This is a genomic window from Variovorax sp. YR752 (assembly GCF_943372545.1).
Genome location: NZ_CALRZC010000136.1, coordinates 1 through 22,511 on the forward strand (window position 1 = coordinate 1; position 22,511 = coordinate 22,511).

At 66.8% G+C, this 22,511-nt stretch carries 19 protein-coding genes and 1 pseudogene; 5 read left to right on the top strand and 15 right to left on the bottom strand.

Annotated elements, in window-relative coordinates; all coding sequences use genetic code 11:
• The 4 genes from ccoG to AAG801_RS26155 all read right to left on the bottom strand — a co-directional run.
• Positions 1-1,239: cytochrome c oxidase accessory protein CcoG (gene ccoG, locus AAG801_RS26140; protein WP_341890998.1), on the bottom strand; the 1,239-nt coding region annotated here is incomplete at its 3' end.
• A 46-nt stretch (positions 1,240-1,285) separates the two neighbouring features.
• The gene (fdxA, locus tag AAG801_RS26145; RefSeq protein WP_341890999.1) at positions 1,286-1,609 is read right to left on the bottom strand and encodes a ferredoxin FdxA; all 324 of its coding nucleotides are present in this window, start codon (positions 1,607-1,609) and stop codon (positions 1,286-1,288) included.
• An 18-nt stretch (positions 1,610-1,627) separates the two neighbouring features.
• The gene (locus AAG801_RS26150; protein WP_341891000.1) at positions 1,628-1,942 is read right to left on the bottom strand and encodes a DUF2249 domain-containing protein; all 315 of its coding nucleotides are present in this window, start codon (positions 1,940-1,942) and stop codon (positions 1,628-1,630) included.
• Between the two features lie 130 nt (positions 1,943-2,072).
• A complete protein-coding gene (locus tag AAG801_RS26155; RefSeq protein WP_341891001.1) occupies positions 2,073-3,311 on the bottom strand; it encodes an NnrS family protein in 1,239 nt (412 codons plus the stop codon).
• A gap of 122 nt (positions 3,312-3,433) precedes the next feature.
• Here AAG801_RS26155 and AAG801_RS26160 point away from each other — a divergent pair, with 122 nt between their 5' ends.
• Positions 3,434-3,943: an Rrf2 family transcriptional regulator gene (locus AAG801_RS26160; protein ID WP_341891002.1), complete on the top strand. Its 510-nt coding sequence runs from the start codon at positions 3,434-3,436 to the stop codon at positions 3,941-3,943.
• A gap of 22 nt (positions 3,944-3,965) precedes the next feature.
• Positions 3,966-4,529, top strand: coding sequence for a hemerythrin domain-containing protein (locus AAG801_RS26165; RefSeq protein WP_341891003.1), 564 nt, complete (start codon positions 3,966-3,968; stop codon positions 4,527-4,529).
• A gap of 6 nt (positions 4,530-4,535) precedes the next feature.
• On the opposite strand, the gene AAG801_RS26170 is transcribed toward AAG801_RS26165, so the two are convergent.
• Positions 4,536-5,204 carry a response regulator gene (locus tag AAG801_RS26170; protein ID WP_341891004.1) on the bottom strand — a complete coding sequence of 223 codons (669 nt, stop codon included), beginning with the start codon at positions 5,202-5,204 and terminating at the stop codon, positions 4,536-4,538.
• Positions 5,201-7,078 (bottom strand): type IV pili methyl-accepting chemotaxis transducer N-terminal domain-containing protein, encoded by a 1,878-nt coding sequence (locus tag AAG801_RS26175; protein ID WP_341891005.1) that lies wholly within the window; start codon positions 7,076-7,078, stop codon positions 5,201-5,203. The genes AAG801_RS26170 and AAG801_RS26175 overlap by 4 nt, the downstream gene beginning before the upstream one ends.
• 97 nt (positions 7,079-7,175) lie before the next feature.
• On the opposite strand from AAG801_RS26175, the gene AAG801_RS26180 reads away from it, so the two are divergent.
• Entirely contained in the window at positions 7,176-7,580 is a 405-nt protein-coding gene (locus tag AAG801_RS26180) for a ribonucleotide reductase subunit alpha (protein WP_341891016.1), read from the top strand.
• A gap of 45 nt (positions 7,581-7,625) precedes the next feature.
• Here AAG801_RS26180 and AAG801_RS26185 read toward each other — a convergent pair whose 3' ends face one another.
• The 9 genes from AAG801_RS26185 to AAG801_RS26225 are packed head-to-tail and all read right to left on the bottom strand — an operon-like array spanning position 7,626 to position 20,410.
• Positions 7,626-8,312 carry a carbonic anhydrase gene (locus tag AAG801_RS26185; protein ID WP_341891006.1) on the bottom strand — a complete coding sequence of 229 codons (687 nt, stop codon included), beginning with the start codon at positions 8,310-8,312 and terminating at the stop codon, positions 7,626-7,628.
• 22 nt (positions 8,313-8,334) lie between these two features.
• On the bottom strand, positions 8,335-9,114 hold the full coding sequence (locus AAG801_RS26190) for a peptidylprolyl isomerase (protein WP_341891007.1): 780 nt from the start codon (positions 9,112-9,114) through the stop codon (positions 8,335-8,337).
• A 35-nt stretch (positions 9,115-9,149) separates the two neighbouring features.
• Complete coding sequence (narI, locus tag AAG801_RS26195; protein WP_341891008.1) at positions 9,150-9,875, bottom strand: respiratory nitrate reductase subunit gamma; 726 nt, start codon at positions 9,873-9,875, stop codon at positions 9,150-9,152.
• Positions 9,872-10,606, bottom strand: coding sequence for a nitrate reductase molybdenum cofactor assembly chaperone (gene narJ / locus AAG801_RS26200; protein WP_341891009.1), 735 nt, complete (start codon positions 10,604-10,606; stop codon positions 9,872-9,874). The genes narI and narJ overlap by 4 nt, the downstream gene beginning before the upstream one ends.
• 1 nt (position 10,607) lies before the next feature.
• Positions 10,608-12,131 (bottom strand): nitrate reductase subunit beta, encoded by a 1,524-nt coding sequence (narH, locus tag AAG801_RS26205; protein ID WP_341891010.1) that lies wholly within the window; start codon positions 12,129-12,131, stop codon positions 10,608-10,610.
• 28 nt (positions 12,132-12,159) lie between these two features.
• Positions 12,160-15,966, bottom strand: a complete 3,807-nt coding sequence (locus tag AAG801_RS26210) for a nitrate reductase subunit alpha (protein WP_341891011.1) — start codon at positions 15,964-15,966, stop codon at positions 12,160-12,162.
• Between the two features lie 50 nt (positions 15,967-16,016).
• Positions 16,017-17,408: an MFS transporter gene (locus AAG801_RS26215; protein ID WP_341891012.1), complete on the bottom strand. Its 1,392-nt coding sequence runs from the start codon at positions 17,406-17,408 to the stop codon at positions 16,017-16,019.
• Between the two features lie 39 nt (positions 17,409-17,447).
• Positions 17,448-19,106 carry an MFS transporter gene (locus AAG801_RS26220; protein ID WP_341891013.1) on the bottom strand — a complete coding sequence of 553 codons (1,659 nt, stop codon included), beginning with the start codon at positions 19,104-19,106 and terminating at the stop codon, positions 17,448-17,450.
• Positions 19,107-19,126: 20 nt separating this feature from the next.
• Positions 19,127-20,410 carry a nitrate/nitrite transporter gene (locus AAG801_RS26225; RefSeq protein ID WP_341891014.1) on the bottom strand — a complete coding sequence of 428 codons (1,284 nt, stop codon included), beginning with the start codon at positions 20,408-20,410 and terminating at the stop codon, positions 19,127-19,129.
• A gap of 237 nt (positions 20,411-20,647) precedes the next feature.
• Here AAG801_RS26225 and AAG801_RS26230 point away from each other — a divergent pair.
• Both AAG801_RS26230 and AAG801_RS26235 read left to right on the top strand, forming a co-directional pair.
• Positions 20,648-20,743, top strand: a pseudogene (locus AAG801_RS26230) (ATP-binding protein); the annotation flags it as partial.
• A gap of 418 nt (positions 20,744-21,161) precedes the next feature.
• On the top strand, positions 21,162-22,511 hold a 1,350-nt coding region (locus AAG801_RS26235), incomplete at its 3' end, for a tyrosine-type recombinase/integrase (RefSeq protein ID WP_341891015.1).

The window sequence follows — 22,511 nt, forward strand, 5'->3', positions numbered from 1 at the left end:
GGCAGTGATCCGATAGGTCTGCGTGGCCTCGGTACGGTTCATGATCTGGATCCGGTAGACGTTCTCGACCGCGCCCTCGTCGACCACACGGGCCAGTGCTCCGCGGTCCTTGACGACATCGAACTTGAAGGGGCTGCGCATCGCCACGCTGGCTGCGAAGGCGATGCTCGCCGCGCAGAGAACGGCCCCGTAGATCAGCACGCGCGGCCGCAGCGCGCGCTTGAACATCTGCAGCCTGGTCCAGCCGTTCACGACACCGTTCTCGGTGGAGTAGCGGATCAGCCCCGTGGCGTAGCCCATCTTGTCCATCACGTCGTTGCAGACGTCGATGCACGCCGCGCAGCCGATGCACTCGTTCTGCAGCCCGTCGCGGATGTCGATGCCGGTCGGGCAGACCTGCACGCACAAGGTGCAGTCGATGCAGTCGCCCAGGCCGTGCGTCGAGGCGGTTGCCTTCTTCGAACGCGAGCCGCGGGGATCCCCGCGCCCGGCATCGTAGGTGATGATCAGCGAGTCCTTGTCGATCAGGGCGCTCTGGAAACGCGCGTAGGGGCACATGTACTTGCACATCTGCTCGCGAAGAAAGCCCGCATTGCCGTAGGTGGCGGCGCCATAGAACAGCACCCAGAAGGCGTTCCAGGCCGACATGTCCCAGGCTGCAGCGGCGGCGGTCAGTTCCCGGATCGGCGTGAAGTAGCCGACGAAGCTGAAGCCGGTGATCAGCGCGATGCCCAACCACACCCCCTGCTTGGCGCCCTTGCGCAGGATCTTGCTCAAGCCCCAGGGCGCCTGGTCCAGCCTCATGCGCGCAATGCGGTCACCCTCGATCACGCGCTCAGACCACATGAAGATCTCGGTGTAGACCGTTTGTGGGCAGGTGTAGCCGCACCACAGCCGGCCCGCCACGGCAGTGAAGAAGAACAGAGCCATGGCGGACAACACCAGCAGTGCGGCCAGGAAGATCAGGTCCTGCGGATAGAGCAGCAGGCCGAAGATGTAGAAGCGCTGGGCCTCCAGGTCGAACAGCACGGCCTGGCGGCCGCCCCATTGCAGCCAGGGCGCGCCGTAGAACAGCAACTGCGTCAACCACACGAAGACCCAGCGCCACGTCGCGAACCAGCCCGTCACCGCACGCGGGTAGATCGTCGCCTGCTTCTGGTACATCGACAGGTACTGCGCGCTGTCGTCGCCGGCGCCCGATGCCGCCGCGATGGGGATGATCCTTCTGGACTTCGCCATGCTCAGGGCGCGCCGCCGGCCGAACGGTCACATCGCATCGGCGCCATCACCGCTTCAGCTCGTTGAGCTTGTGTTCGATCTTGCTCCACGCTTCGGCATCCGGCAGCGCCAGCTTGGTCTTCGTGATGGGCTTCCACTCGCGCGACAGCTCGGCGTTCAGCGGGGTGAAGTGCCGCTGATCGGACGGCACGTCTTCCTCGGCAAAGATGGCATTCACCGGGCACTCCGGAACACAGACCGCGCAGTCGATACATTCGTCCGGGTCGATGACCAGGAAGTTCGGGCCTTCGCGAAACGCGTCGACGGGACAGACGTCGACGCAGTCCGTGTACTTGCACCGGATGCAGGCTTCGGTGACGACGAAGGTCATCGGAGGTCAGGCGCAGGTTCAGCCGCAGCAGGCACCGCCCGAACAGCAGGAGTCACCCTTGACGCCAGCGGACGGCACCGCGGCGTCGGCAACGCGGGTGATCTGGATGCGCCAGACCGCCGGGCCGGCTTCCAGCGCGGTCCACTCGAACTGTCCGAAGGCCCGGTCCTCGAACTGGTAGCGCAGGGGCTGCGGGTTGTGGTCGTTCACGAGCTGCAGCGACTGGCCGGCGGCCAGGGCATCGAAGCGACCGAAGATCAGCGGGTGACGCTCGCGCGGCGGGATGGTCCGCAGATCCAGTTCGCAGGTGGGTTGAGTCAGGGGAGCAGTCATGTGAGCCTTTCGGAGGAGAAGTGGACACCTGGGCGTGCGACAGAGGGCGTGCCGGGGGTGCGGTCAGGGAACGGAAGTTGATGGGAGAGTGACCAGACGAGAGTGAGCCGTGCGAAATGGCCAGGGTCTTTCAGCCGTCCTTGCCATCCAGACGGTGGCTGAGCAGCCAGGGAGTGAAGAGCCACAGGTACAGCGCGAAAGCGATTGACCAGGCGGCTGCGGCCACCACCAGCCAGTCCGCCGTGTGCGCCGGCATCGCCAAGGGCAACAGCACCCGGGCGACGGCAGCACCAGCCACCAGCAGATAGGCGGCCACCTCCAGCCGCGACACCTTCAGCGGACGACCTGTGTGCCCCCTGGCAGTGCGGGTGATCATGCCGACGATGAGCCCGCCAGTGGCGCCTACCGCCAGGGCGTGAATGCCGACCGAGGCGGCCACGCCGCCCAACTGCGCCCACGACAGCAGCACGAGTCCGCCGGGTATCCAGGCGTAGGCCGCGTGAAGCACCCACAGAATGGGGCGCGCCGCGGTACGCCAGGGCTGCCAATGCCACAGCCGTGCGGCATGCAGCAGGCCGGCCGCGGCGAATCCGGTGGCCGTGATCGGGTTGGCCGGCAGCAGCACCCAGGCCGCCAGCGACAGGGCCGTTGCAGCGAGCGCGGCGCGCTCGAGCCAGGGCGGCGCCTGCAACTTCCGGCCGGGAAGCGCCGACATGGTGAAGGCCGGAATCACACGCCCCGCGATCACGCATTCGATCATCACGATCAGCGCCAGGCCGGCGTGCAGTGCACGCAGCGGATCGATGTTCAGCCAGCCCGTCACGGCAGCGTGGAACATGAGGTTGGCCGTCGCCAGCAGCATGAGGATCGCGCCGAGCGGCAGGTTGCGCCGATTGCCTGCTCTCAACAACACGCGGATCAGCACGAAGGCCACCCACGGCAGCAACGATAGGTCCAGCAGGGCATAGACCGCGTAGGGCGCCCAGACGGCCGAGAGCCGTGCCGCCAGCCATAGCCCCGCCATCGCAGCCAGCGTGGCGCCGCGCGGCGTGGCCAATCCCGTCCAGGCCTTGCCGGCCGTCAGCAGGGAACCGACGATCACCGCCACGGCAAAGCCGTACAGCATCTCGTGGGCGTGCCACAGCAGCGGCGGCATCGTCGAAGGCAATTCCACCAACCCCAAGAGGCCCGCAAGCCAGTACGGGACCGCGAACAGGGCGAACGCGGCTGCGCCCAAGTAGAACGGCCGAAACCCCAACCGGAACAGCGGCCAGCCGGGCAATGCAAAGTTCGCGCTCGCAGCAGCCGCCCCGGGGCCTGGGACACCCCGCTGCGGTACCAAGGCAATGGCGGGCGACGGCTCCTTCATGGCTGAGGGCGCCCACCCCGGTACCTGCGACTCGAACTGTCCACCGAAAGATGCAGCATGCATGCATGTTAATGACTCCCGCCCCTTAAAGCAATACACTGCGTGCATCTTTAAGGAACGCCATGCGCTTGTCCGAATACACCGACTACACCCTGCGGGTGCTGATGTACTGCGCGGCGCACCGGGACCGGCTGGTGACGATCGGCGAGCTGGCCGAACGGCACGGGGTGTCGAAGAACCATCTGATGAAGGTCGTCAACGACCTGGCTCGCCAGGGCCTGATCGAAACCACCCGAGGTCGCGGCGGCGGCCTGCGGCTGCTGGCCGAGCCTGACACCATCCGCATCGGCGATGTGGTGCGCGCCACGGAAACCGACTTCCGGCTGGTGGAGTGTTTCGATGCCGCCACCAACGCCTGCACGCTGTCGCCGAGTTGCCGGCTGAAGCACCTCTTCGAAGAAGCGCTGGCGGGCTACTTCAAGGCCCTGGACGGCGCCACGCTGGCGGACATGACATCAGGCCTGTCGCCGGCAGGCAGCCAGTCCATCAGATCACCGGCGAGCCGCAAGCTCGCTGCGGTGGTGGCCGCACCCACCCCGCGGCGAGCCGCGCGCCCGGGTCGCGGCGCCTGAAGTCGGACTGGAGCAACTCACCATGGCCCTTGCCCTTCCCGGCCACAGCGCCCCTGCCGTCGGCTTCGAAGTGCCCCTGGAGATGCTGGCCGCCTGCCATGGGCGCGTGCAGCAGCAGTGCGAAACCCTGCTGCGCCTGGCCACCCACCTGCAGACGCACGGAGCGGACCGCCCGGCGCAAGAAGCAGCCCGTGCCGTCATACGGTACTTCGACACGGCAGCGCGCCACCACCACGAGGACGAGGAGCAGGATCTGTTTCCCGCCCTGCTGGAGTCCATGGCCGGCTCCGATGCGGTGTGTCTGCGCGAGCTGACCGCATCGCTGTGCAGTGATCACCGTCGGCTGGAACAACGCTGGGCCGTTTTGCGCCAGCGGTTGTTGCACATCGCCGAAGGCGCCGCTGCAACGCTGGCCGACGCCGACGTACTGGGCTTCGTGCAGCTGTACGAGCAGCACATCGCCCGCGAGGAAGCCGAATTGCTGCCCATGGCGGCCCGCTTGCTGAGTGACGTGGAACTGGACCGCATCGGCCTGGCCATGCGCACCCGGCGGGGCGTCACCGCAACGAGCCCACCTCACGCATGAAGTTCATCAGGGCCGCCCCGCCAGGTACACCGCCGCCTGCACACGCGAACTGAGATTCAGCTTGCGCAGGATATGCTGCACGTGGATCTTCACCGTGGCTTCGGCGATGTTCAGGTCACGTGCCACTTCCTTGTTGCTGGCGCCCTTGGCGATCAGGGCCAGGATCTCGCGCTCTCGCGGCGACAGGCTGTGAATGGGGTCGGTATCGACGGCCGGGGGCGGTGGCGAGGCCGCGCCCTGCCCCGCCTGGAACGCACTCACCAGCTTGCTGGTCATCTCGGGGCTGACGACGGATTCACCCGCCATCGTGCGCTGGATGGCCGAGGCCAGCATCTCGCTGTCCATGGTCTTGAGCAGGTAGCCGCACGCACCGCCGCGCAAGGCGGCCGCCAGGTCTCGCTCGTCCTCGCTGACCGTCAGCATCAGGACCCGCGCCCGGGGCGCCAGGGCCTTGAACCCGGCCAGCGCATCGACACCGTTGACGCCGGGCATGTGGTTGTCAAGCAGGATCACGTCGGGCTGCGTCTGCGCGGCGCGCTGGTGCGCTTCGTTGGCGTCGCCGGCCTCGGCCACCACCTGGAAACGGGCGTCGCCGGCCAGGAGTGAAATCAGCCCACGACGGAACAGCGTGTGGTCGTCGACCACCAGCACGCGGATGGGCGGTGCGCCGGTCATGCCGCCAGCCCCAGGCGTTCCGGCAGTTTCAGCACCACGCAGGTGCCCGAGCCCGGCACCGAGGCCACCTCCACCGTGGCGCCGATGTTCTGCGCCCGCTCGCGCATGATGCGCAGGCCCACATGGGTTTCGTCGGGGCCGGCGCCGTCGGGGTCGAAGCCGCAGCCGTCGTCACGCACCTCCACGCGCCACTGCGGCGTCTGCTGCACTTCCACCCACACCTCGCGCGCCTGCGCATGCTTGCGCACGTTCGACAAGGCCTCCTGCACCACGTGCAGCACCTGCACCTGCACGTCGGCCGGCAGCGGCATGCCGTCACCCTCGATGTCCAGATGGGTCGCCAGGCCGGTCTGGTGCTCGAACTTCTGCAGCGTGGTCTTCAAGGCGGGGGCGATGTCTTCGCTGTTGGTGCGAGTGCGGAAGTGCACCAGCAGTTCACGCACGTCGCCCAGGCTCTCGTGGACGCCGGCATCCAGTTCGCCCAGGGTCTTCTCGATGCGCGCGGCGTCGCCGCTCTTGATGTCGCTGCGCAGCAGGCCGAGCTGGATCTTCAGGAAGGCCAGGCTCTGGGCGATGGAGTCGTGCAGCTCGCGCGCGATGAAGCTGCGCTCCTCGGCCACGGCGGTCTCGCGCTGCAGGGCGGCTGCGCGCAGGCCCTCGATGGCGCCCGCCAGGTGGCTGGCAATCGTCTCCAGCAGGGCACGGTCGTCGTCGGACAGTGCCCTGGGTTCGCGGTAGAACAGGTTGAGCTCGCCCACCATGCGCTCGTGCAGGCTGACGGGCACGCTGATGACTGTCTGGAACCCCTCGAGGGCACAGTGGCCGAGCCGCGACGCGGGGCCGTCCGGCTGGATAGGGATCACCCGCGTCATCGCGCCGCCCTGCGGTTGGCCGCACAGGCAATCGCCCGTGGGTATGCACAGCTCTTCATCGACCACCGCCTGCGGCAGGCAGTCCGACGCCAACAGCAGGTACTTGCGGTTGGCCTCGTCGGACCAGCGCACTGCCGAGGCGTCGGCGCGCGCCACCTGACGCACCTGCCTGGCAATGCCCTGCGCCAGCGATTCCAGCGTATCGGCGCGCGCCACGAACGCGGCCGACTCGTACAAGGCCGCGAGGCGCGCACGCTGGGCCTCCAGGCGCTCCGTCTTCTCCCGCACCTTGAACTCGAGGTTCTGGTACAGGCCCTGCAGTGTCTCGGCCATGCGGTTGAAGCCTGCCGCGAGTGCGCCGAATTCGTCGTTGGCGCTCGGGTCGACGCGCGCGCCCAGATCGCCGGCTTCCACCCGGGACAGCCCGGCCTGCAGCCTGGACAGCGGGTTGAAGATGAACAGGTAGGCCGAGTACAGCAAGGCGACCGCACTGCCGATGGTCAGCGCCACCATCACGAACTGCACGGCGTTCAAGATGGCTGTCAGCCGGGACAGGTGATGCTCGATGGCCGAGACGAAGGTGTCGATGCGGGCCACGAATGCATCGGCCTGTTGCGCCGACAGGTCAGCACCCGGTCCCGGCAAGACACTCCAGGTCGCCTTGAGCATGGCCCAGTCGCGCTGCACAGCGGCGAAGGCCTGCTGTGACTCGTCGTCAGGCGGGACGAACAGCGGGCGCGCGGGATCACCCGTGCGCAACACGCTCACGCTTTGATCGAACTGGGCCACCAGCCCTGCGATCTGCCGAGCGTCCGCGCGGACCAGCGACTGCGCCAGGCGCCAGGTCTGCATGCGCATGCGGCCGGCTTCGTTGACTGCAGCGGCACCGCCCTCCAGCTGCCAAGTCACCCACAGCGTCAGACCGATGGAGGAGAACGCCATCAGCAACAAGGCGCTGCCAATGGCACCCAGCTTGGCGGAAAGGCTCCATGAACGGGGCATGCGCGCACTGTACTGGAGGCCGATGCTCGCCGACCCGAGATGCGCGTGCCGGACAGCGACTTCAGGCACTTCGATGGAAGCGATTAAGCTCGCGGGCATGGACATCAGTCACTTCGATCACCTGCTGGCCGCCGCTCGTCAGCAACCCGACGCGCAGCGTCTCCTGCTGGTGTTTGCCTCCGCGAGCCTGCCTGCGGACGCCACGGCCGAACAACGGGCCCGCTTCGCGGCGGGCGAGTCCGGTGAGCTGGCACCCTTGATGTGCGTGGACAAGGATCCGGCCGAGTTGAAGGACTTCGCCGCGTTGCAGGCCGAGGCCTCGTCCATGGGCCAGGACTGGGCCTTGGTCTTCGCTGCGGCCTTGTCCGGCCAGGGCCGGCAGCCCCCCGCGCCGGCCCAGGTGGAAGCCGCGCTCACGCGCATGGTGGAGGCGGTGAAGTCCGGCAACCTGGGCGGCATGATTCCGTTCGCCCGCCAGGGCGAAGCCGTTCAACTGGGCTGAGCGAACCAGGCTGACCGCATCGGGTTGATCGATCGGCCGCCCGCTTCACAGGCGGGTGGAATCGTCATCCCGCTGCGCCTCGGCGTGGTGCGGCCGATAAGGTCCGGTGCCGGCGTTGTCGGCCTGCGCCGCCGGCACGAAGCCGCCACGCTGCACATCGAAGACATGGACCTCGCCGTCTTCGATCACGTAGTGCCACCCGTGCAAGGCCAGCGTGCCGGCTTCGACACGTTCCCGCACCATCGGGTAGTCCATCAGCCGCTCCAGCTGCAACACCACGGCGCGCTGCTCGGTGCGCCGCAGCACGTCGGGCCCCGGTTCGGCCACGGGCAAGGCCGCTTCGCGCCCGAGTTCCAGCCATTGCGACAGGTGCTTGGCAGCCGGCGAGACATCGCCATACAGGGCCCGGATCGCACCGCAGTGGCTGTGGCCGCACACCACGATGCGTTTGACCGACAGGTTGAGCACCGCGAACTCGATGGCCGCTGCCGTGCCGTGAAAGCCCTGGCTCTGGTCGTGCGGCGGCACGAAGGCGCCCACGTTGCGCACCAGGAACAGCTCGCCCGGGCCGGCGCCGGTCAGCAGGTAGGGCACCAGGCGCGAATCGCTGCAGCCTATGAACAGCGTCATCGGGTGCTGGCCGTCGTCGACCAGCAGCCTGAAGTGCGAGCGGTGCGCCGGGAAGGCATCGGTCTGGAAGCGCTGAAGGCGCTGCAGCAGTTCGTCGGGCATGGCCTGGCGCCTCGGGACGGAGCTACTGGACCAGTGGCGACGCCGCCGCCTCCAGGTCCACGCCGATCAGCGTGGCCTCACCGGCGAGCAACTGCAGGTACTGCCGCAGCGCAGTGGCGAAGGCCTGTTGCCGAAGGCCTTGCGCCACGGCCGACTTCACCGCCTCGAACGCAGGCTCCGCGCCGGGTTGCCGCGCCAGCACTTCCACCACATGCAGCCCGAAGCGGCTGTGCACCAGACGCGGCAGGACGCCGACCTCGGGTTTGCCGAAGATCTCGCTCGCGAACTCGGGCGCGCAGTCGTCGGTCGTCAGCCAGCCCAAGGCACCGCCGTCGGCGCCACTGGGACAGTTGGACGTGGAAGCTGCCGCTGCGGCAAAGCGGTCTTCTCCACCGGGCGAAGCGCAACGAACATCCAGCAGGCAGGCCTCGGCACGTTGCCGCAGTGCGTTGACATCCACGCCGGGCGTGACTGCAAACAGCACATGGCGCAGCTGTGCACGCTCGCCGACGGCGTAGCGACCGCGCTGGGCCGCGTGATGCCGGCGCAAGGCTTCTTCGGAAGGGTCGGGGACGTGCAGTTCGCGGTCGAGCAGGGCTTCGATGGCGGCGCTGGCCGCCTCGGTCATGGCGCCGCCCAGGGGCAGCGGATCGTCGACCGCCAGCAGGCCCGCCTGGATCGCCGCCTGGCGCAGCAGTTCGGCGCACGCGCGCTGCCTGAGCACTTCGGTCGACAGCTCTTCGTTGGGATAGGACAGCACGACGCCATTGACCTGGGGGAGAACGGATGTGGACGTGTTCATGGTCTGGGCCTTGAGAAGCGGGGGGGGGCGCGCGGTCAGCCGGCACGGCGCGGCTGGTTCTGACGCGCCGGCACGTTCAGCCGGCGGGCCCGCACCATCTGGTAGGGACGCACCAGATAGGCCAGCGTGCCGAAGCCGCTCCACACATGCACCAGGCGGCTGAACGGGAACAGCAGGAAGATCGTCATGCCCAGCAGCATGTGCGCCTGGAAGTGCCATTCCACGCCGGCCACCAGCGCGGCATTGGGCTGCATCAGCACGATGCCCTGCAGGTACTCGGCCAGCCGCAGCATGGTCTGCGGATCGGACACGTGGTGCAACGAAGCAGGCAGCGTCGACAAGCCGATGACCAGCTGCACCCACAGGATGACGAGGATGGCGATGTCGGTGCGGTGGCTGGTCAGGCGGATGCGCGGGTCGAACAGGCGGCGGTGCAGCAGCAAGGTCAGCCCGACGAAGCACAGACCGCCGGCGACGCCGCCGGCCACCACGGCCAGCAACTGCTTCTGCGAGGCGGTGACGAAGATCTCGTACAACCAGTGCGGCGTGAGCTGCCCGAACAGGTGGCCGAAGAACAGGAACAGGATGCCGCCGTGGAACAGGTTGCTGCCCCAGCGCAGCTGAGCCTTGCGCAGCAGCTGCGAACTGTCGCTCTTCCAGGTGTACTGGTCGCGGTCGAAACGGGCCAGGCTGCCCATGAAGAACACGGCCAGGCAGAGGTAAGGGTAGACGTTGAAGGCGAAGTTGTGGAGGGTGTTCATGCGGACGCTCCCGGCGTGACGTGGCTGGCGGTGCGCACTGGGGGGCGCACGATCTGTATCGGTTGCGGCTGCCCGGGCCGCGCCTGACCCTGGGTGGAACAGCCGTCGAAGGCCATGGGCTCTGCCCATTCGGCATCCAGCTCGGCCCAGCTCTCGTCCAGCGTGGGCTCTGGCGGAACGGCCACGGCCTGCGCCTTCTCGCCGGCGAGGTCGAGCAGCGCGGCCAGCACGCAGGCATGGGCGGCTTCGCGTCGCAGCAGCGCGCTGAAGATCACCTGCAGGATGTGCGCGATCTCGCCCAGGAAGGCCTTGGCCTGCGTCGGCGGCTGGGTCGACGCGTACTGCAGCACCACCGGCAGGTGGTCGGGCAGTTCGCCCGGCGCGAGAAAGAGACCGGCGGCCTCGTAGGTCTGGCACAGGTCCACCATGGCCGGGCCGCGGTCGCGGCTGTCGCCGTGCACGTGCTCGAACAGATGCAGCGCGGTGCCGCGGCCGCGGTCGAAGAGCTCGACGTGATCGGCCTCGACGTCCAGCGGGCGGCGCCGTGCCAGGCGGGTGATGAGCGCGTCCAGTTCCGCCAGCCGCGCCGGGCTGAGCGCGCCTTCGTCGTGCAGAGCCGACTGCAGCTCCGGCAGGTGGGAGCGCAGCTCGGCGTCGGGGTAGCTCAGCAGGTGGGCCAGCACGCGCAGCGTCATGGTGGCCGACACCGGGGTGGTGTTGAAGAAGCTCATGTCAGACCCCCGCCTTGATGGGAATGGTGCGCTTCTTCTCGCTGCCGAACAGGCTGGTCTCGCTGACCCCTTCGCTGCAGCCGTTGCCGAAGCTGAAGCCGCAGCCGCCTCGCACGTTGAATGCGTTCTCGGCGTACTCGCGGTGCGTGGTCGGGATGACGAAGCGGTCTTCGTAGTTGGCGATCGCCATCACGCGGTACATCTCTTCCACCTCGTTCACGCTCAGCTTCACCTGGTCGATGGCGGCGTGGTTGGCCGCGCCGTCAACATGCTTGGCGCGCTGGTAGGCGCGCATCGCCAGCATGCGCTCCAGTGCCCGCACCACCGGCGCGGTATCGCCGGCCGTCAGCAGGTTGGCCAGGTACTTGACCGGGATGCGAAGCTGGTTGACGTCCGGGATCTCGCCATTGGTGCCGACATGGCCCGCATTGGCCGCGGCCGTGATGGGCGACAGCGGCGGCACATACCAGACCATCGGCAGCGTGCGGTACTCGGGGTGCAGCGGCAGCGCCACCTTCCATTCCACCGCCATCTTGTAGACGGGGCTGTTGCGCGCCGCGTCCATCCAGTTGTCGGGGATGCCGTCGAGCCTGGCCTGGGCGATGACCTTGGGGTCGTTCGGGTCGAGGAAGATGTCGAGTTGCGCCTGGTACAGGTCCTTGTCGTGCTCGACGCTGGCGGCCTCCTGGATGCGGTCGGCGTCGTAGAGCAGCACGCCCAGGTAGCGGATGCGGCCCACGCAGGTTTCGCTGCACACCGTGGGCTGGCCGGCCTCGATGCGTGGGTAGCAGAAGATGCACTTCTCGGCCTTGCCGCTCTTCCAGTTGTAGTAGATCTTCTTGTACGGGCAGCCGCTGACGCACATGCGCCAGCCACGGCACTTGTCCTGGTCGATCAGGACGATGCCGTCTTCCTCGCGCTTGTAGATGGAGCCCGAAGGGCAGCTCGCCACACAAGCCGGGTTCAGGCAGTGCTCGCACAGCCTGGGCAGGTACATCATGAAGGTGTTCTCGAACTGGCCGTAGATGTCCTTCTGGATGTCCTCGAAGTTCTGGTCCTTGCTGCGCTTGCTGAACTCGCCGCCCAGGATCTCTTCCCAGTTCGGCCCCCACTCGATCTTCTCCATCCGCTTGCCGGTGATCAGGCTGCGCGGCCGGGCGGTCGGCGCGTGCTGCATCTCGGGCGCCGACTGCAGGTGGTCGTAGTCGAAGGTGAAGGGCTCGTAGTAGTCGTCGATCTGCGGCAGGTTGGGGTTGGCGAAGATCTTCATCAGCAGCTGCCACTTGCCGCCCTGGCGCGGCACGATGCTGCCATCGGCCTTGCGGATCCAGCCGCCGTTCCACTTGTCCTGGTTCTCCCATTCCTTCGGATAGCCGATGCCGGGCTTGGTCTCGACGTTGTTGAACCAGGCGTACTCGACCCCGGGCCGGCTGGTCCACACGTTCTTGCAGGTCACGCTGCAGGTGTGGCAACCGATGCACTTGTCCAGGTTCAGCACCATGCCGATCTGTGCACGTACTTTCATGTTCTTGCTCCTCGTCTGATCGGCTGGTTCACGGGTTCTCGCCCTGGCCCTGGTAGGCCGCGGCAAGGTGGTCGTCGGCGGGGGTGTCCAGCCAGTCGACCTTGGACATCTTGCGAACGACGACGAATTCGTCGCGGTTGGTGCCGATGGTTCCGTAGTAGTTGAAGCCGTAGCTGAACTGCGCGTAGCCGCCGATCATGTGCGTCGGCTTGAGCACGATGCGCGTCACGCTGTTGTGAATGCCACCGCGCACACCGGTGATCTGCGCCCCCGGAGTGTTGATGATCTTCTCCTGCGCGTGGTACATCAGCAGCATGCCGGGGTTCACGCGCTGGCTGACCACCGCACGCGCCGCGATGGCGCCGTTGATGTTGAAGACCTCGACCCAGTCGTTGTCCTCGATGCCCGAGCGCCTGGCGTCGTCCTCGCTCAGCCACACCACCGGGCCGCCGCGGTTGAGCGTCAGCATCAGCAGGTTGTCGCTGTAGGTGCTGTGGATGCCCCACTTCTGGTGCGGCGTGATGAAGTTGAGCAGGATCTCCTTGTTGCCGTTCGGCTTGATGTTGTGGATGCCCGACGTCGTCTTCAGGTCCACCGGCGGGCGGTAGCTGCTGAAACCCTCGCCGAAGGCGATCACCCAGGGGTGATCCAGGTAGAACTGCTGGCGGCCTGTCAGCGTGCGCCAGGGGATCAGCTCGTGAACGTTGGTGTAGCCGGCGTTGTAGCTGACGGTCTCGCTCTCGATGCCGCTCCAGGTCGGGCTGCTGATGATCTTGCGCGGCTGGGCCTGCACGTCGCGGTAGCGGATCTTCTCGTCCTCGCGGTACAGCGCCAGGTGCGTGTGGTCGCGTCCGGTCTGCTTGCCCAGCGCCTCCCAGGCCTTCACCGCCACATGGCCGTTGGTCTCGGGGGCCAGCTGCAGGATGACCTCGCAGGCGTCGATGTCGGTGACGATCTTCGGCATGCCCTTGGAGACGCCTTCGGCGAGCGTCTTGCCATTGAGCTGACCGAGCTGCTCGACCTCGGTGCCGGTCTTCCAGCCGATGCCCTTGCCGCCGTTGCCCAGCTTGTCCATCAAGGGGCCGAGGGCGGTGAAGCGCTTGAACACGTTCGGGTAGTCGCGTTCCACCACGGCGATCTGCGGCGCGGTCTTGCCGGGAATCAGCTCGCACTGGCCCTTCTTCCATTCCTTCACGTCGAACGGCTGGGCGATCTCGCCCGCTGTGTCGTGCATGATGGGCGTGAGCACGACCTCCTTCTCCACACCCAGGTGGCCGACGCAGACTTCGCTGAAGGTCTTCGCGAAGCCCTTGTAGATCTCCCAGTCGCTGCGGCTCTGCCACACCGGGTCCACCGCCGCGCTCAGCGGGTGGATGAAGGGGTGCATGTCGCTGGTGTTGAGGTCGTTCTTCTCGTACCAGCTGGCCGTGGGCAGCACGATGTCTGAGTACAGGCAGGTGGTGCTCATGCGGAAGTCCAGCGTCACCACCAGGTCGAGCTTGCCGACCGGGCCTTCTTCGTGCCACTTCACCTCGCTCGGCTTGGCGTCGTCCTTGCCGAGGTCCTTGCCCTGGATGCCGTTCTCGGTGCCCAGCAGGTGCTTGCAGAAGTACTCGTGGCCCTTGCCCGACGAGCCCAGAAGGTTGCTGCGCCAGACAAACAGCACGCGCGGCCAGTTCTGCGGTGCGTCGGGGTCTTCGCAGCTCATCTGCAGCGTGCCGTCCTTCAGCGCCTTGACGACATAGTCCTTGGCGTCCATGCCGGCAGCACTGGCGTCCTTCACCACCTGCATCGGGTTGGTCTTGAGCTGCGGCGCGCTGGGCAGCCAGCCCATGCGTTCGGCGCGCACGTTGTAGTCGATCATGCTGCCGGCATACAGCGCCTTGTCGGCCAGCGGCGAGACGATCTCCTCCATGCCCAGCTTCTCGTAGCGCCACTGGTCGGTGTGGGCATAGAAGAAGCTGGTGCTGTTCATCTGCCGCGGCGGGCGGATCCAGTCCAGTGCGAAGGCCAGCGCCGTCCAGCCGGTCTGCGGGCGCAGCTTCTCCTGGCCCACGTAGTGCGCCCAGCCGCCACCGCTCTGGCCGATGCAGCCGCACATCATCAGCAGGTTGATGACGCCGCGGTAGTTCATGTCGGCGTGGTACCAGTGGTTCATCGCCGCGCCGATGATCACCATCGACTTGCCATGCGTCTTGTGCGCGTTCTCGGCGAACTGGCGCGCCACGGTGATGATCTGGTCGCGCGGCGTGCCGGTGATGCTCTCGGCCCAGGCCGGCGTGTAGGCGGCATCGTCGTCGTAGCTCTTCGCGCCGCTGCCCAGGCCGCGGTCGATGCCGTACTGCGCGACCTGCAGGTCGAACACGGTGGCCACCAGGGCCTCACGGTGGTCGCCTTCCTTGCCCAGGCGCAGGCGCACGGCCGGCACCTTGACGAAGTTGACCTCGCCGTTCTGCACGTTGGACTTGAAGTGGGGCGTCGTCACGCCACCGAAGTACGGCAGGCCGACGCTGACCACGTCATGGGCCTGCGCGCCGTCTTCCAGCACCGACAGCTTCAGCGTCACCTCGGCACCATGGCGCGCCTCCTTGTTCTCGAGGTTCCACTTGCCCTGGTCGACGCCGCCTTCGGGTGTCCAGCGGAAGCCGATGCTGCCGTTGGGCAGCACGGCCCGGCCGGCGGTGTCGAAGGCGACCGTCTTCCACTCGGGGTTGTTCTGCTGGCCGAGCTTGCCGTTGAAGTCCGACGCGCGCAGGTAACGGTCGGGCACCAGGGTCTTGCTGCCGTCGGGCAGGGTGTGCTCCTTGAGCATCACCAGCAGCGGCAGGTCGGTGTAGCGGCGCGCGTAGTCGTCGAAGTACGGGCTGCGCTGCTTGAAGTAGAACTCGTTGAGCGCGACATGGCCCATCGCCATGGCCAGCGCGGCATCGGTGCCCTGCTTGGGGTGCAGCCAGATGTCGGCGAGCTTGGCCACCTCGCTGTAGTCGGGCGTGATCGCCACCGTCTTCGCGCCCTTGTAGCGCACCTCGGTGAAGAAGTGCGCATCGGGGGTGCGGGTCTGCGGCACGTTGCTGCCCCAGGCCATGATGTAGGTGCTGTTGTACCAGTCGGCCGACTCGGGCACGTCGGTCTGCTCGCCCCACACCTGCGGGCTGGCCGGCGGCAGGTCGCAGTACCAGTCGTAGAAGCTCATGCACACGCCGCCGATCAGGCTGAGGTAGCGACTGCCGGCGGCATAGCTCACCATGCTCATCGCCGGGATCGGCGAGAAGCCGACGACACGGTCAGGGCCGTGCTTCTTGATGGTGTAGACGTTGGACGCGGCGATGATCTGGTTGACCTCGTCCCAGCTGCTGCGCACGAAGCCGCCCATGCCGCGCACCTTCTGGTAGTCACGGCGTGCCTCGGGGTTCTCGACGATGGTCGCCCACGCATCCACCGGTGTCTTGGCGGTCTTCAACGCAGCACGCCAACGCTCCAGCAGGCGTCCACGCACCATCGGGTACTTCACGCGATTGGCGCTGTACAGGTACCAGCTGTAGCTGGCGCCGCGGGCGCAGCCGCGCGGCTCGTGGTTGGGCATGTCCCAGCGTGTGCGCGGGTAGTCGGTCTGCTGCGTCTCCCAGGTGACGATGCCGCCCTTGACGTAGATCTTCCAGCTGCAGCTGCCCGTGCAGTTCACGCCGTGCGTGCTGCGCACGATCTTGTCGTGCGCCCAGCGGTTGCGATACGCGTCTTCCCAGGTGCGGTCTTCGCCGGTGGTCAGTCCATGGTCACCTGCGAAGGTCTCCTTGGGCAGCGAGAAGTGGGTGAGTCGATCCAGAAAGTGGCTCATGTTGTCGTCCTTGGAAGATGTCGTCCGCGTGCAGAGGTCAGCAGGTGAAGTCAGCAGGGATAGGGCGCGTTGCGGCGGCTGTAGGCCCACCAGGTCAATGCAATGCAGGAGAGGTAGAACACGATGAACATCGCCAGCGCAGCCGATGCGCTGCCCGTCATCGCGAGCGAAGAACCCACGCTCTTGGGGATGAAGAAGCCACCGTAGGCGCCAATGGCGCTGGCAAAGCCGAGGGCCGCTGCCGCTTCGACAGCGCCCTCCTTGGCGGCGAGCGTCTGCGCCGACGGCAGGCCTTCGGCCCGCCTGACCCGCTCGGCCACGAAGAGACTGGAGATCATCCGGAAGGTGCTGCCGTTGCCGATGCCCGATGCGGCAAACAACACCCCGAAGGCCGCCAGGAAGCCGATGAAGTGGCCTTCCCGATCCTGTGGGCCGGCGCTGTGCGTCGCCGGCAAGCACAGCAGCGCCACCGCGGCGGCGAGCGCCATCGCCACGAAGATCCAGAAGGTCACGCGTGCGCCGCCCCAGTGATCGGCCATCCGGCCCCCCAACGGGCGCAGCACGGCTCCGATCAGCGGGCCCAGCCACACCAGGTGCAGCGCATCGGCCCGCTGAAACTCACTTTGCGCCAGCATCGGCAAGCTGGCAGAAAAGCCGATGAAGCTGCCGAAGGTGCCCAGGTACAGCCAGCACATCAGCCAGTTGTGCTTGCGCGTGAAGATCACGGCCTGCTCGGCCATGCCGGCACGGGTGTCCGCGAGGTCGTCCATGCCGAACCAGGCCGCCGCCGTACTGGCCAGGATCATCGGCACCCAGATGAAGCCCGCGTTCTGCAGCCACATCGGGCCTTGCGGCGTCTGCTGCGCAGGCCCGTTGAACACCCCGAACAGGCCGGCGCTGATGGCCAGCGGCACCAGCAGTTGAACCAACGCCACCCCCAGATGCCCCAGTCCAGCGTTCAGGCCCAACGCATAGCCCTGGCGGGCACTCGGGAAGAAGAAGCTGATGTTGGCCATCGAGCTGGCGAAGTTGCCCCCGCCCAGGCCGCACAGCAGGGCCAGCACCACCATCCACTCGAAGGGGGTGCTCGGGTCCTGCACAGCCACGCCGATGCCGATGGCGGGCAGCAGCAGGCTGGCTGTGGCCAGCGTGGTGAAACGGCGGCCGCCGATCATCGGCACCGCGAAGGCGTAGAAGATGCGCAGCGTGGCACCGCACAAGGCGGGCAGCGCCGTCAGCCAGAACAGCTGGTTGGTGCTGTAGCGAAATCCTGCCGCCGGCAGGTGCACCACCACCACCGACCAGAGCATCCACACCGCGAAGGCCAGCGCCAGCGCCGGCACCGACAACCACAGGTTGCGCCTGGCCACCCCGCGACCGGAGTGGTCCCAGAAGCTGGGATCCTCGGGGTTCCAGTGCCGAATGATCGTCATGCCGGTCATGGCGTGGGCGATGGCTGTGCTCGGATGCGTCGGCCAGATTCAGGGGTTCTTCACGTAGGCATTGCCACGCAGATAGAACCACCAGTTCAGCACCAGGCAGGCGGCATAGAAGACCGCGAAACCGTACATCGCGTACTGCGGCGTGCCGGCCTTGATCTGCGTGCCGATGACCACCGGCGCAATGAAGGCACCGTAGGCGGCGATCGCCGAAGTCCAGCCCAGCACCGGGCCGGCCTGGGTGCGGTCGAAGATGACGCCGATGGTGCGGAAGGTGCTGCCGTTGCCGATGCCGCTGGCGAAGAACAGCACCATGAACAGCCCCAGGAACATCGGGAAGTACTGTTCGGGCGTGGCCGACCCGTAGGCCTGCATCATCACGTAGCCGACCCACACCGAAGCCACCGCCATCACCACCGAGATGACCTGGGTGACGATGGATCCCCCAACCTTGTCGGAGATCCAGCCACCGAGCGGGCGCACGGCGGCACCGACAAAGGGGCCGATCCACGCATAGGTCAGCGCCGACGGTGCGTTCGGGTTCTTCAGCGCGTGCTGCATCACGCCGTTCGCATCGGGGATGTGCTGGAAGCCGAAGATCACCGTGATGGCCAGCGGCAGCGCCATCGAGAAGCCGATGAACGAACCGAAGGTGACGATGTACAGCGCGGTCAGCGACCAGGTGTGCTTGTTGCCGAAGATCGCGAACTGCTTCTTCACGCCCTCCTTCATCTCGCCGAAGGCGGCCAGCTTCATCATGCCCAGGGCCAGCAGCACGTCCAGCGGGATGGCGACCCACATGCTCAGCAGCCCCAGGCCGGTGGGCTTGGGCAGGTACAGGTAGAGCATGAAGATCGCGGGCACGAAGGCCAGCGTGTACAGGTAGGTGATCTTGGCGAACGCGACGATCGGACTGCCCGTGGACGGTGACACTGTCTTCAGGTTGTTCATCCCCCACCAGCACAACACCGACAGCGGCACCAGCGACAGCACCCAGGCAAAGCCGGCGTTCTGCACCCAGGTGGGCGTGCCGGCGGCGATCTTGCCGAAGATCCAGCCGCTGTCCTTCACCAGCGTCATCGGCTCGCCGCCGAAGGCGCCGAACAGGCCCACCGTCATCACCAGCGGGATGACGACCTGCATCGTCGTCACGCCGAAGTTGCCCAGCCCCGCGTTCAGCCCCAGCGCCGTGCCTTGCAGCCGCTTGGGGAAGAACGTGCTGATGTTGGACATCGAGCTGGCGAAGTTGCCGCCGCCCACACCCGACCACAGCGCCATCAGCTGGAATGCCCACAGCGGCCAGTCCTTGTGCTGCAGCACGATGCCGGTGCCGATCGCTGGCGCCAGCAGCATGGCCGTGGTCAGGAAGATGGTGTTGCGCCCGCCGGCCAGGCGGATGAGGAACGACGCCGGGATGCGCATGGTCGCACCCGAGATGCCGGCGATCGCCGTCAGCGTGAACAGCTCGGCCTGGGTGAAGGGGAAGCCCAGGTTGAGCATCTGCACGGTGATGATCCCCCACATGCCCCAGACCGCGAAGCCGCACAGCAGCGCGGGCACCGAGATCCAGAGATTGCGGTAGGCGATCTTCTTGCCGGTGGATTCCCAGAACGGGTCGTCCTCCGGGCGCCAATCGGCGATGTCCGGGCCGTTGGTCTGGTTCAGAGCGGACTTGGAGCCCGCTGTCGTGGTGGCACTCATCGCATGTTCTCCTTGTGCCTTCAGCGCGCGAAGCTGCGCGACAGCGGCGATGCCGGCGCGTTGCGGCCCATCATTTCGGTCTTGCGCACCTCGGTCCAGTACATCCAGATCAGCGAGACCCAGACCACGCCGTACATCAGCATGAAGGCGCTGGAGCGGATGCCGGTGAGGTCCATCAGCGCACCGAACAGGATCGGCAGCACGAAACCGCCCAGGCCCCCGGCGAGGCCGACGATGCCGCTGACGGTGCCGATGTTGGTGGGGTAGTCGTCGCCGATGTACTTGAAGACACTGGCCTTGCCGAAGGCCCAGGCGATGCCGAGGATGAACATCAGCCCGGTGAAGGCGTAGACGTTCAGGCCGAGGTGGAAGGTGCGCGGGCCATTGACGGTCAGCACGGTGAAGTCGGTCTGCGGGTAGCTGAGCAGGAACAGGCACACCCAGCTGACCCACAGCACCCACCAGGTGACCTGGTGCGCGCCGTACTTGTCGGACAGCACGCCGCCCACGGCACGCAGCACGCCGCCAGGCAGCGAGAAGCAGGCCGCCAGCAGTGCTGCCGTCTGGATCGACAAGCCGAACTCGCCGACGTAGTACTGCACCATCCACAGCGCCAGCGCCACGTAGCCGCCGAAGACGATGCTGTAGTACTGGCAGTACTTCAGCACCTTGGGATCCTTCAGCATGCGAAGCTGATCGCTGAACTTGACGTTCGACGGCACCAGGTGCTTCGGGTCGCTGCTGCTGCCCAGCCAGAACAGGATGACCGTGCCCAGCATCACTGCGGCGTACACCTGCGGCACCAGCGTCCAGCCACCGATGGCCAGCAGCACCGGCGCGGCGAACTTGTTGACGGCGGAGCCGGAGTTGCCAGCGCCGTACACACCCATCGCCATGCCTTGGCGGGCCTTGGGAAACCAGCGCGCCACGTAGGGCGTACCCACCGAGAAGGACCCGCCGGCCAGGCCGACAAAGAGCCCGATGGCGAGGAAGTGCCAGTACTCGGTGGCGTAGGCCATCAGCCAGATGGCGGGCACGGTCGCGGCCATCAGCAGGGTCATCACGATGCGACCGCCGTAGCGGTCGGTCCAGATGCCCAGCGGCACGCGAATCAACGAACCGGTCAGAACAGGCGTGGCCGTCAGCAGGCCGAACTCGGTCGCATTGAGCCCCAGCGTCTTCTTCAGCGGGATGCCGATGACGCCGAACATCATCCACACCATGAAGCAGACGGTGAAGGCGATGGTGCTGACGATCAGCACGGACCACGCCTGGCGTGGGATGGGGGTTGTGGTGGTGGCCATGGATAGCACTCGTCTTGGGTTTGACGAGACTGTCCGCCGGCACGGCCCCCGTGAACATCCGCACGGTGGCTACGCGCTCCACGGCAGAAGAACGATGCCGCGCAGCGTGGACATAGCTCTGAAGAACTACGCCGGGAAACTTCGGTTCAGAAGTTGACCGGGGTCAATGCGATTCGCTTGGGCGCTCGCCCGGACTGGACCAAGTCCAGTACCTGGCGGATGGCGTCTTCACGTGCGGTCATCACCACCAACCTGAGCTTCGGCGAGTGGGCCAGTGTCTTCGGCGACGCTGAGATGACCACCGCCCTGCTGGATCGGCTCACCCACCACTGCGGCCAGAACCCGACCGACCACTCAACCAAGGAAAGGACTGAACCCCAAACCCAAGAACACAGAGACATCCACAGAACAAGGCTCCATCAAGCAGCCTTCAGGGGTGGTTCAGTATTGAACGAGCACGCCGGGTCAGTTCCGGGTGAGCGTCAACACCCAACAAAGAAAAACGGGCTAGAAGCCGAAGCTTCTGACCCGTTGATCTAGAACCGAAATTTTGGCGCGGCTGGCAGGATTCGAACCCACGACCCCTTGGTTCGTAGCGCATTAAGACGGGACTTCCCGGGATCTCCAGGGACTGTAAAGTCCTTTGTAGATCAATAACTTAGTCTCTACACTTCATCTCAACCCATCCCGGATCTGCCCGCAGAATCCCGTTTCCGGTGGACCCCTGGGTGGACCCCCCGTAAGGTTCGAGATGACCCGCTACCCCAAGTCGGGCCGCGGTCGGAAGTGGACCGTGGCGGAGTTGAAAGCCATCCCGCCGGACTGGCGCGGCGACGCGCTGCGCGACGGCGACGGGCTCGTCGGCGCGGTGCGCTTCATCGCCGGCGACAGCACGCCGCGCGTGCACTTCCGCTACGAGTACAAGCGCGAAGGCAAGAAGGCCTGGCACTACTGCGGCAACTGGCCGATGTCGTCGCTCGACACCATCCGGCGGGCACGCGACGAGGCCCGCGAGACGCTCAAGCGCGGCCTCGACCCCAATGCCAAGCGCGAGGCAGACCGCATCGAGGCGCGCGAGCAGGTCAAGGCCACGCTCGCGGCCGAGGAACGTCGCCGCGCCGAGGACGCCTCGGTGCAGGACCTCTACGACCAGTGGATCCGCGACGGTGTGCTGCGCCGGGACAGCAACGCAGCACTCAAGCGATCGTTCGAGCGGGACGTGCTGCCCACGCTCGGCGCCAAGCCCGTGCGCCTGGTGACCGAGCACGACGTGCGCGGCGTGCTCCGCGCGCTGGTGGCCCGCGGCGTCAACCGCACCGCGGTGGAGGTCCATCGCAACATCAAGCAGATGTTCCGCTGGGCCGAGAAGCGCCAGCCCTGGCGCCGCCTGCTGCAGGACGGCAATCCCGCCGAGCTGGTCGAGATCGAGAAGATCGTCGATCCCGACTACGACCTGAGCAACATCCGCTCGCGCGTGCTGAACGACGACGAGATCCGCGAGCTGCGCGACCGCTTCGAGCAAATGGCGCGCGACTACGAGGCCGCACCCGACAAGCGCCGCGCGGTGCGCCCGGTCGAGCCCGAGACGCAGGCCGCGCTGTGGCTGTGCCTGTCGACACTTTCTCGTATTGGCGAACTGCTGATGACCGAGTGGCGACATGTGGACTTCGAGGCTGGCACCTGGTTCGTGCCGAAGGAGAACGTGAAGGGCTCGCGCGGCAAGAAGCGCGATCACTTCGTCTACCTGTCGCCCTTCGCGCTTCGCCAGTTCCGCGCGCTGCAGGCACGCACCGGCAAGACGCGCTGGTGCTTCCCGGGCCGCGACGGCGAATCCCACGTGGACGTGAAGTCGGTGAGCAAGCAGGTCGGCGACCGCCAGCACCGCTTCAAGCAGCGCAAGGCGCTGCGCAACCGGCGCAACGACAACAGCCTGGTGCTGTCGGGCGGCGAGAACGGCGAGTGGACGCCGCACGATCTGCGCCGCACCGGCGCGACGATGATGCAGGCGCTGGGCGTGATGCCCGACGTGATCGACCGCTGCCAGAACCATGTGCTGGCCGGCAGCCGCGTTCGGCGCCACTACCTGAAGCACGACTACGCC

Bases quoted from the DNA above. Each gene is read 5' to 3' on its own strand.
- AAG801_RS26180 (WP_341891016.1), top strand. From the start codon at position 7,176: ATGGACATCAGTCACTTCGATCACCTGCTGGCCGCCGCTCGTCAGCAA.
- AAG801_RS26210 (WP_341891011.1), bottom strand. From the start codon at position 15,966: ATGAGCCACTTTCTGGATCGACTCACCCACTTCTCGCTGCCCAAGGAG.
- AAG801_RS26170 (WP_341891004.1), bottom strand. From the start codon at position 5,204: ATGACCGGCGCACCGCCCATCCGCGTGCTGGTGGTCGACGACCACACG.
- AAG801_RS26225 (WP_341891014.1), bottom strand. From the start codon at position 20,410: ATGGCCACCACCACAACCCCCATCCCACGCCAGGCGTGGTCCGTGCTG.
- narI (WP_341891008.1), bottom strand. From the start codon at position 9,875: ATGAACACCCTCCACAACTTCGCCTTCAACGTCTACCCTTACCTCTGC.
- narJ (WP_341891009.1), bottom strand. From the start codon at position 10,606: ATGAGCTTCTTCAACACCACCCCGGTGTCGGCCACCATGACGCTGCGC.
- narH (WP_341891010.1), bottom strand. From the start codon at position 12,131: ATGAAAGTACGTGCACAGATCGGCATGGTGCTGAACCTGGACAAGTGC.
- AAG801_RS26165 (WP_341891003.1), top strand. From the start codon at position 3,966: ATGGCCCTTGCCCTTCCCGGCCACAGCGCCCCTGCCGTCGGCTTCGAA.
- AAG801_RS26185 (WP_341891006.1), bottom strand. From the start codon at position 8,312: ATGCCCGACGAACTGCTGCAGCGCCTTCAGCGCTTCCAGACCGATGCC.
- AAG801_RS26155 (WP_341891001.1), bottom strand. From the start codon at position 3,311: ATGAAGGAGCCGTCGCCCGCCATTGCCTTGGTACCGCAGCGGGGTGTC.
- AAG801_RS26175 (WP_341891005.1), bottom strand. From the start codon at position 7,078: ATGCCCCGTTCATGGAGCCTTTCCGCCAAGCTGGGTGCCATTGGCAGC.
- AAG801_RS26190 (WP_341891007.1), bottom strand. From the start codon at position 9,114: ATGAACACGTCCACATCCGTTCTCCCCCAGGTCAATGGCGTCGTGCTG.
- AAG801_RS26220 (WP_341891013.1), bottom strand. From the start codon at position 19,106: ATGAGTGCCACCACGACAGCGGGCTCCAAGTCCGCTCTGAACCAGACC.
- fdxA (WP_341890999.1), bottom strand. From the start codon at position 1,609: ATGACCTTCGTCGTCACCGAAGCCTGCATCCGGTGCAAGTACACGGAC.
- AAG801_RS26160 (WP_341891002.1), top strand. From the start codon at position 3,434: ATGCGCTTGTCCGAATACACCGACTACACCCTGCGGGTGCTGATGTAC.
- AAG801_RS26215 (WP_341891012.1), bottom strand. From the start codon at position 17,408: ATGACCGGCATGACGATCATTCGGCACTGGAACCCCGAGGATCCCAGC.
- AAG801_RS26150 (WP_341891000.1), bottom strand. From the start codon at position 1,942: ATGACTGCTCCCCTGACTCAACCCACCTGCGAACTGGATCTGCGGACC.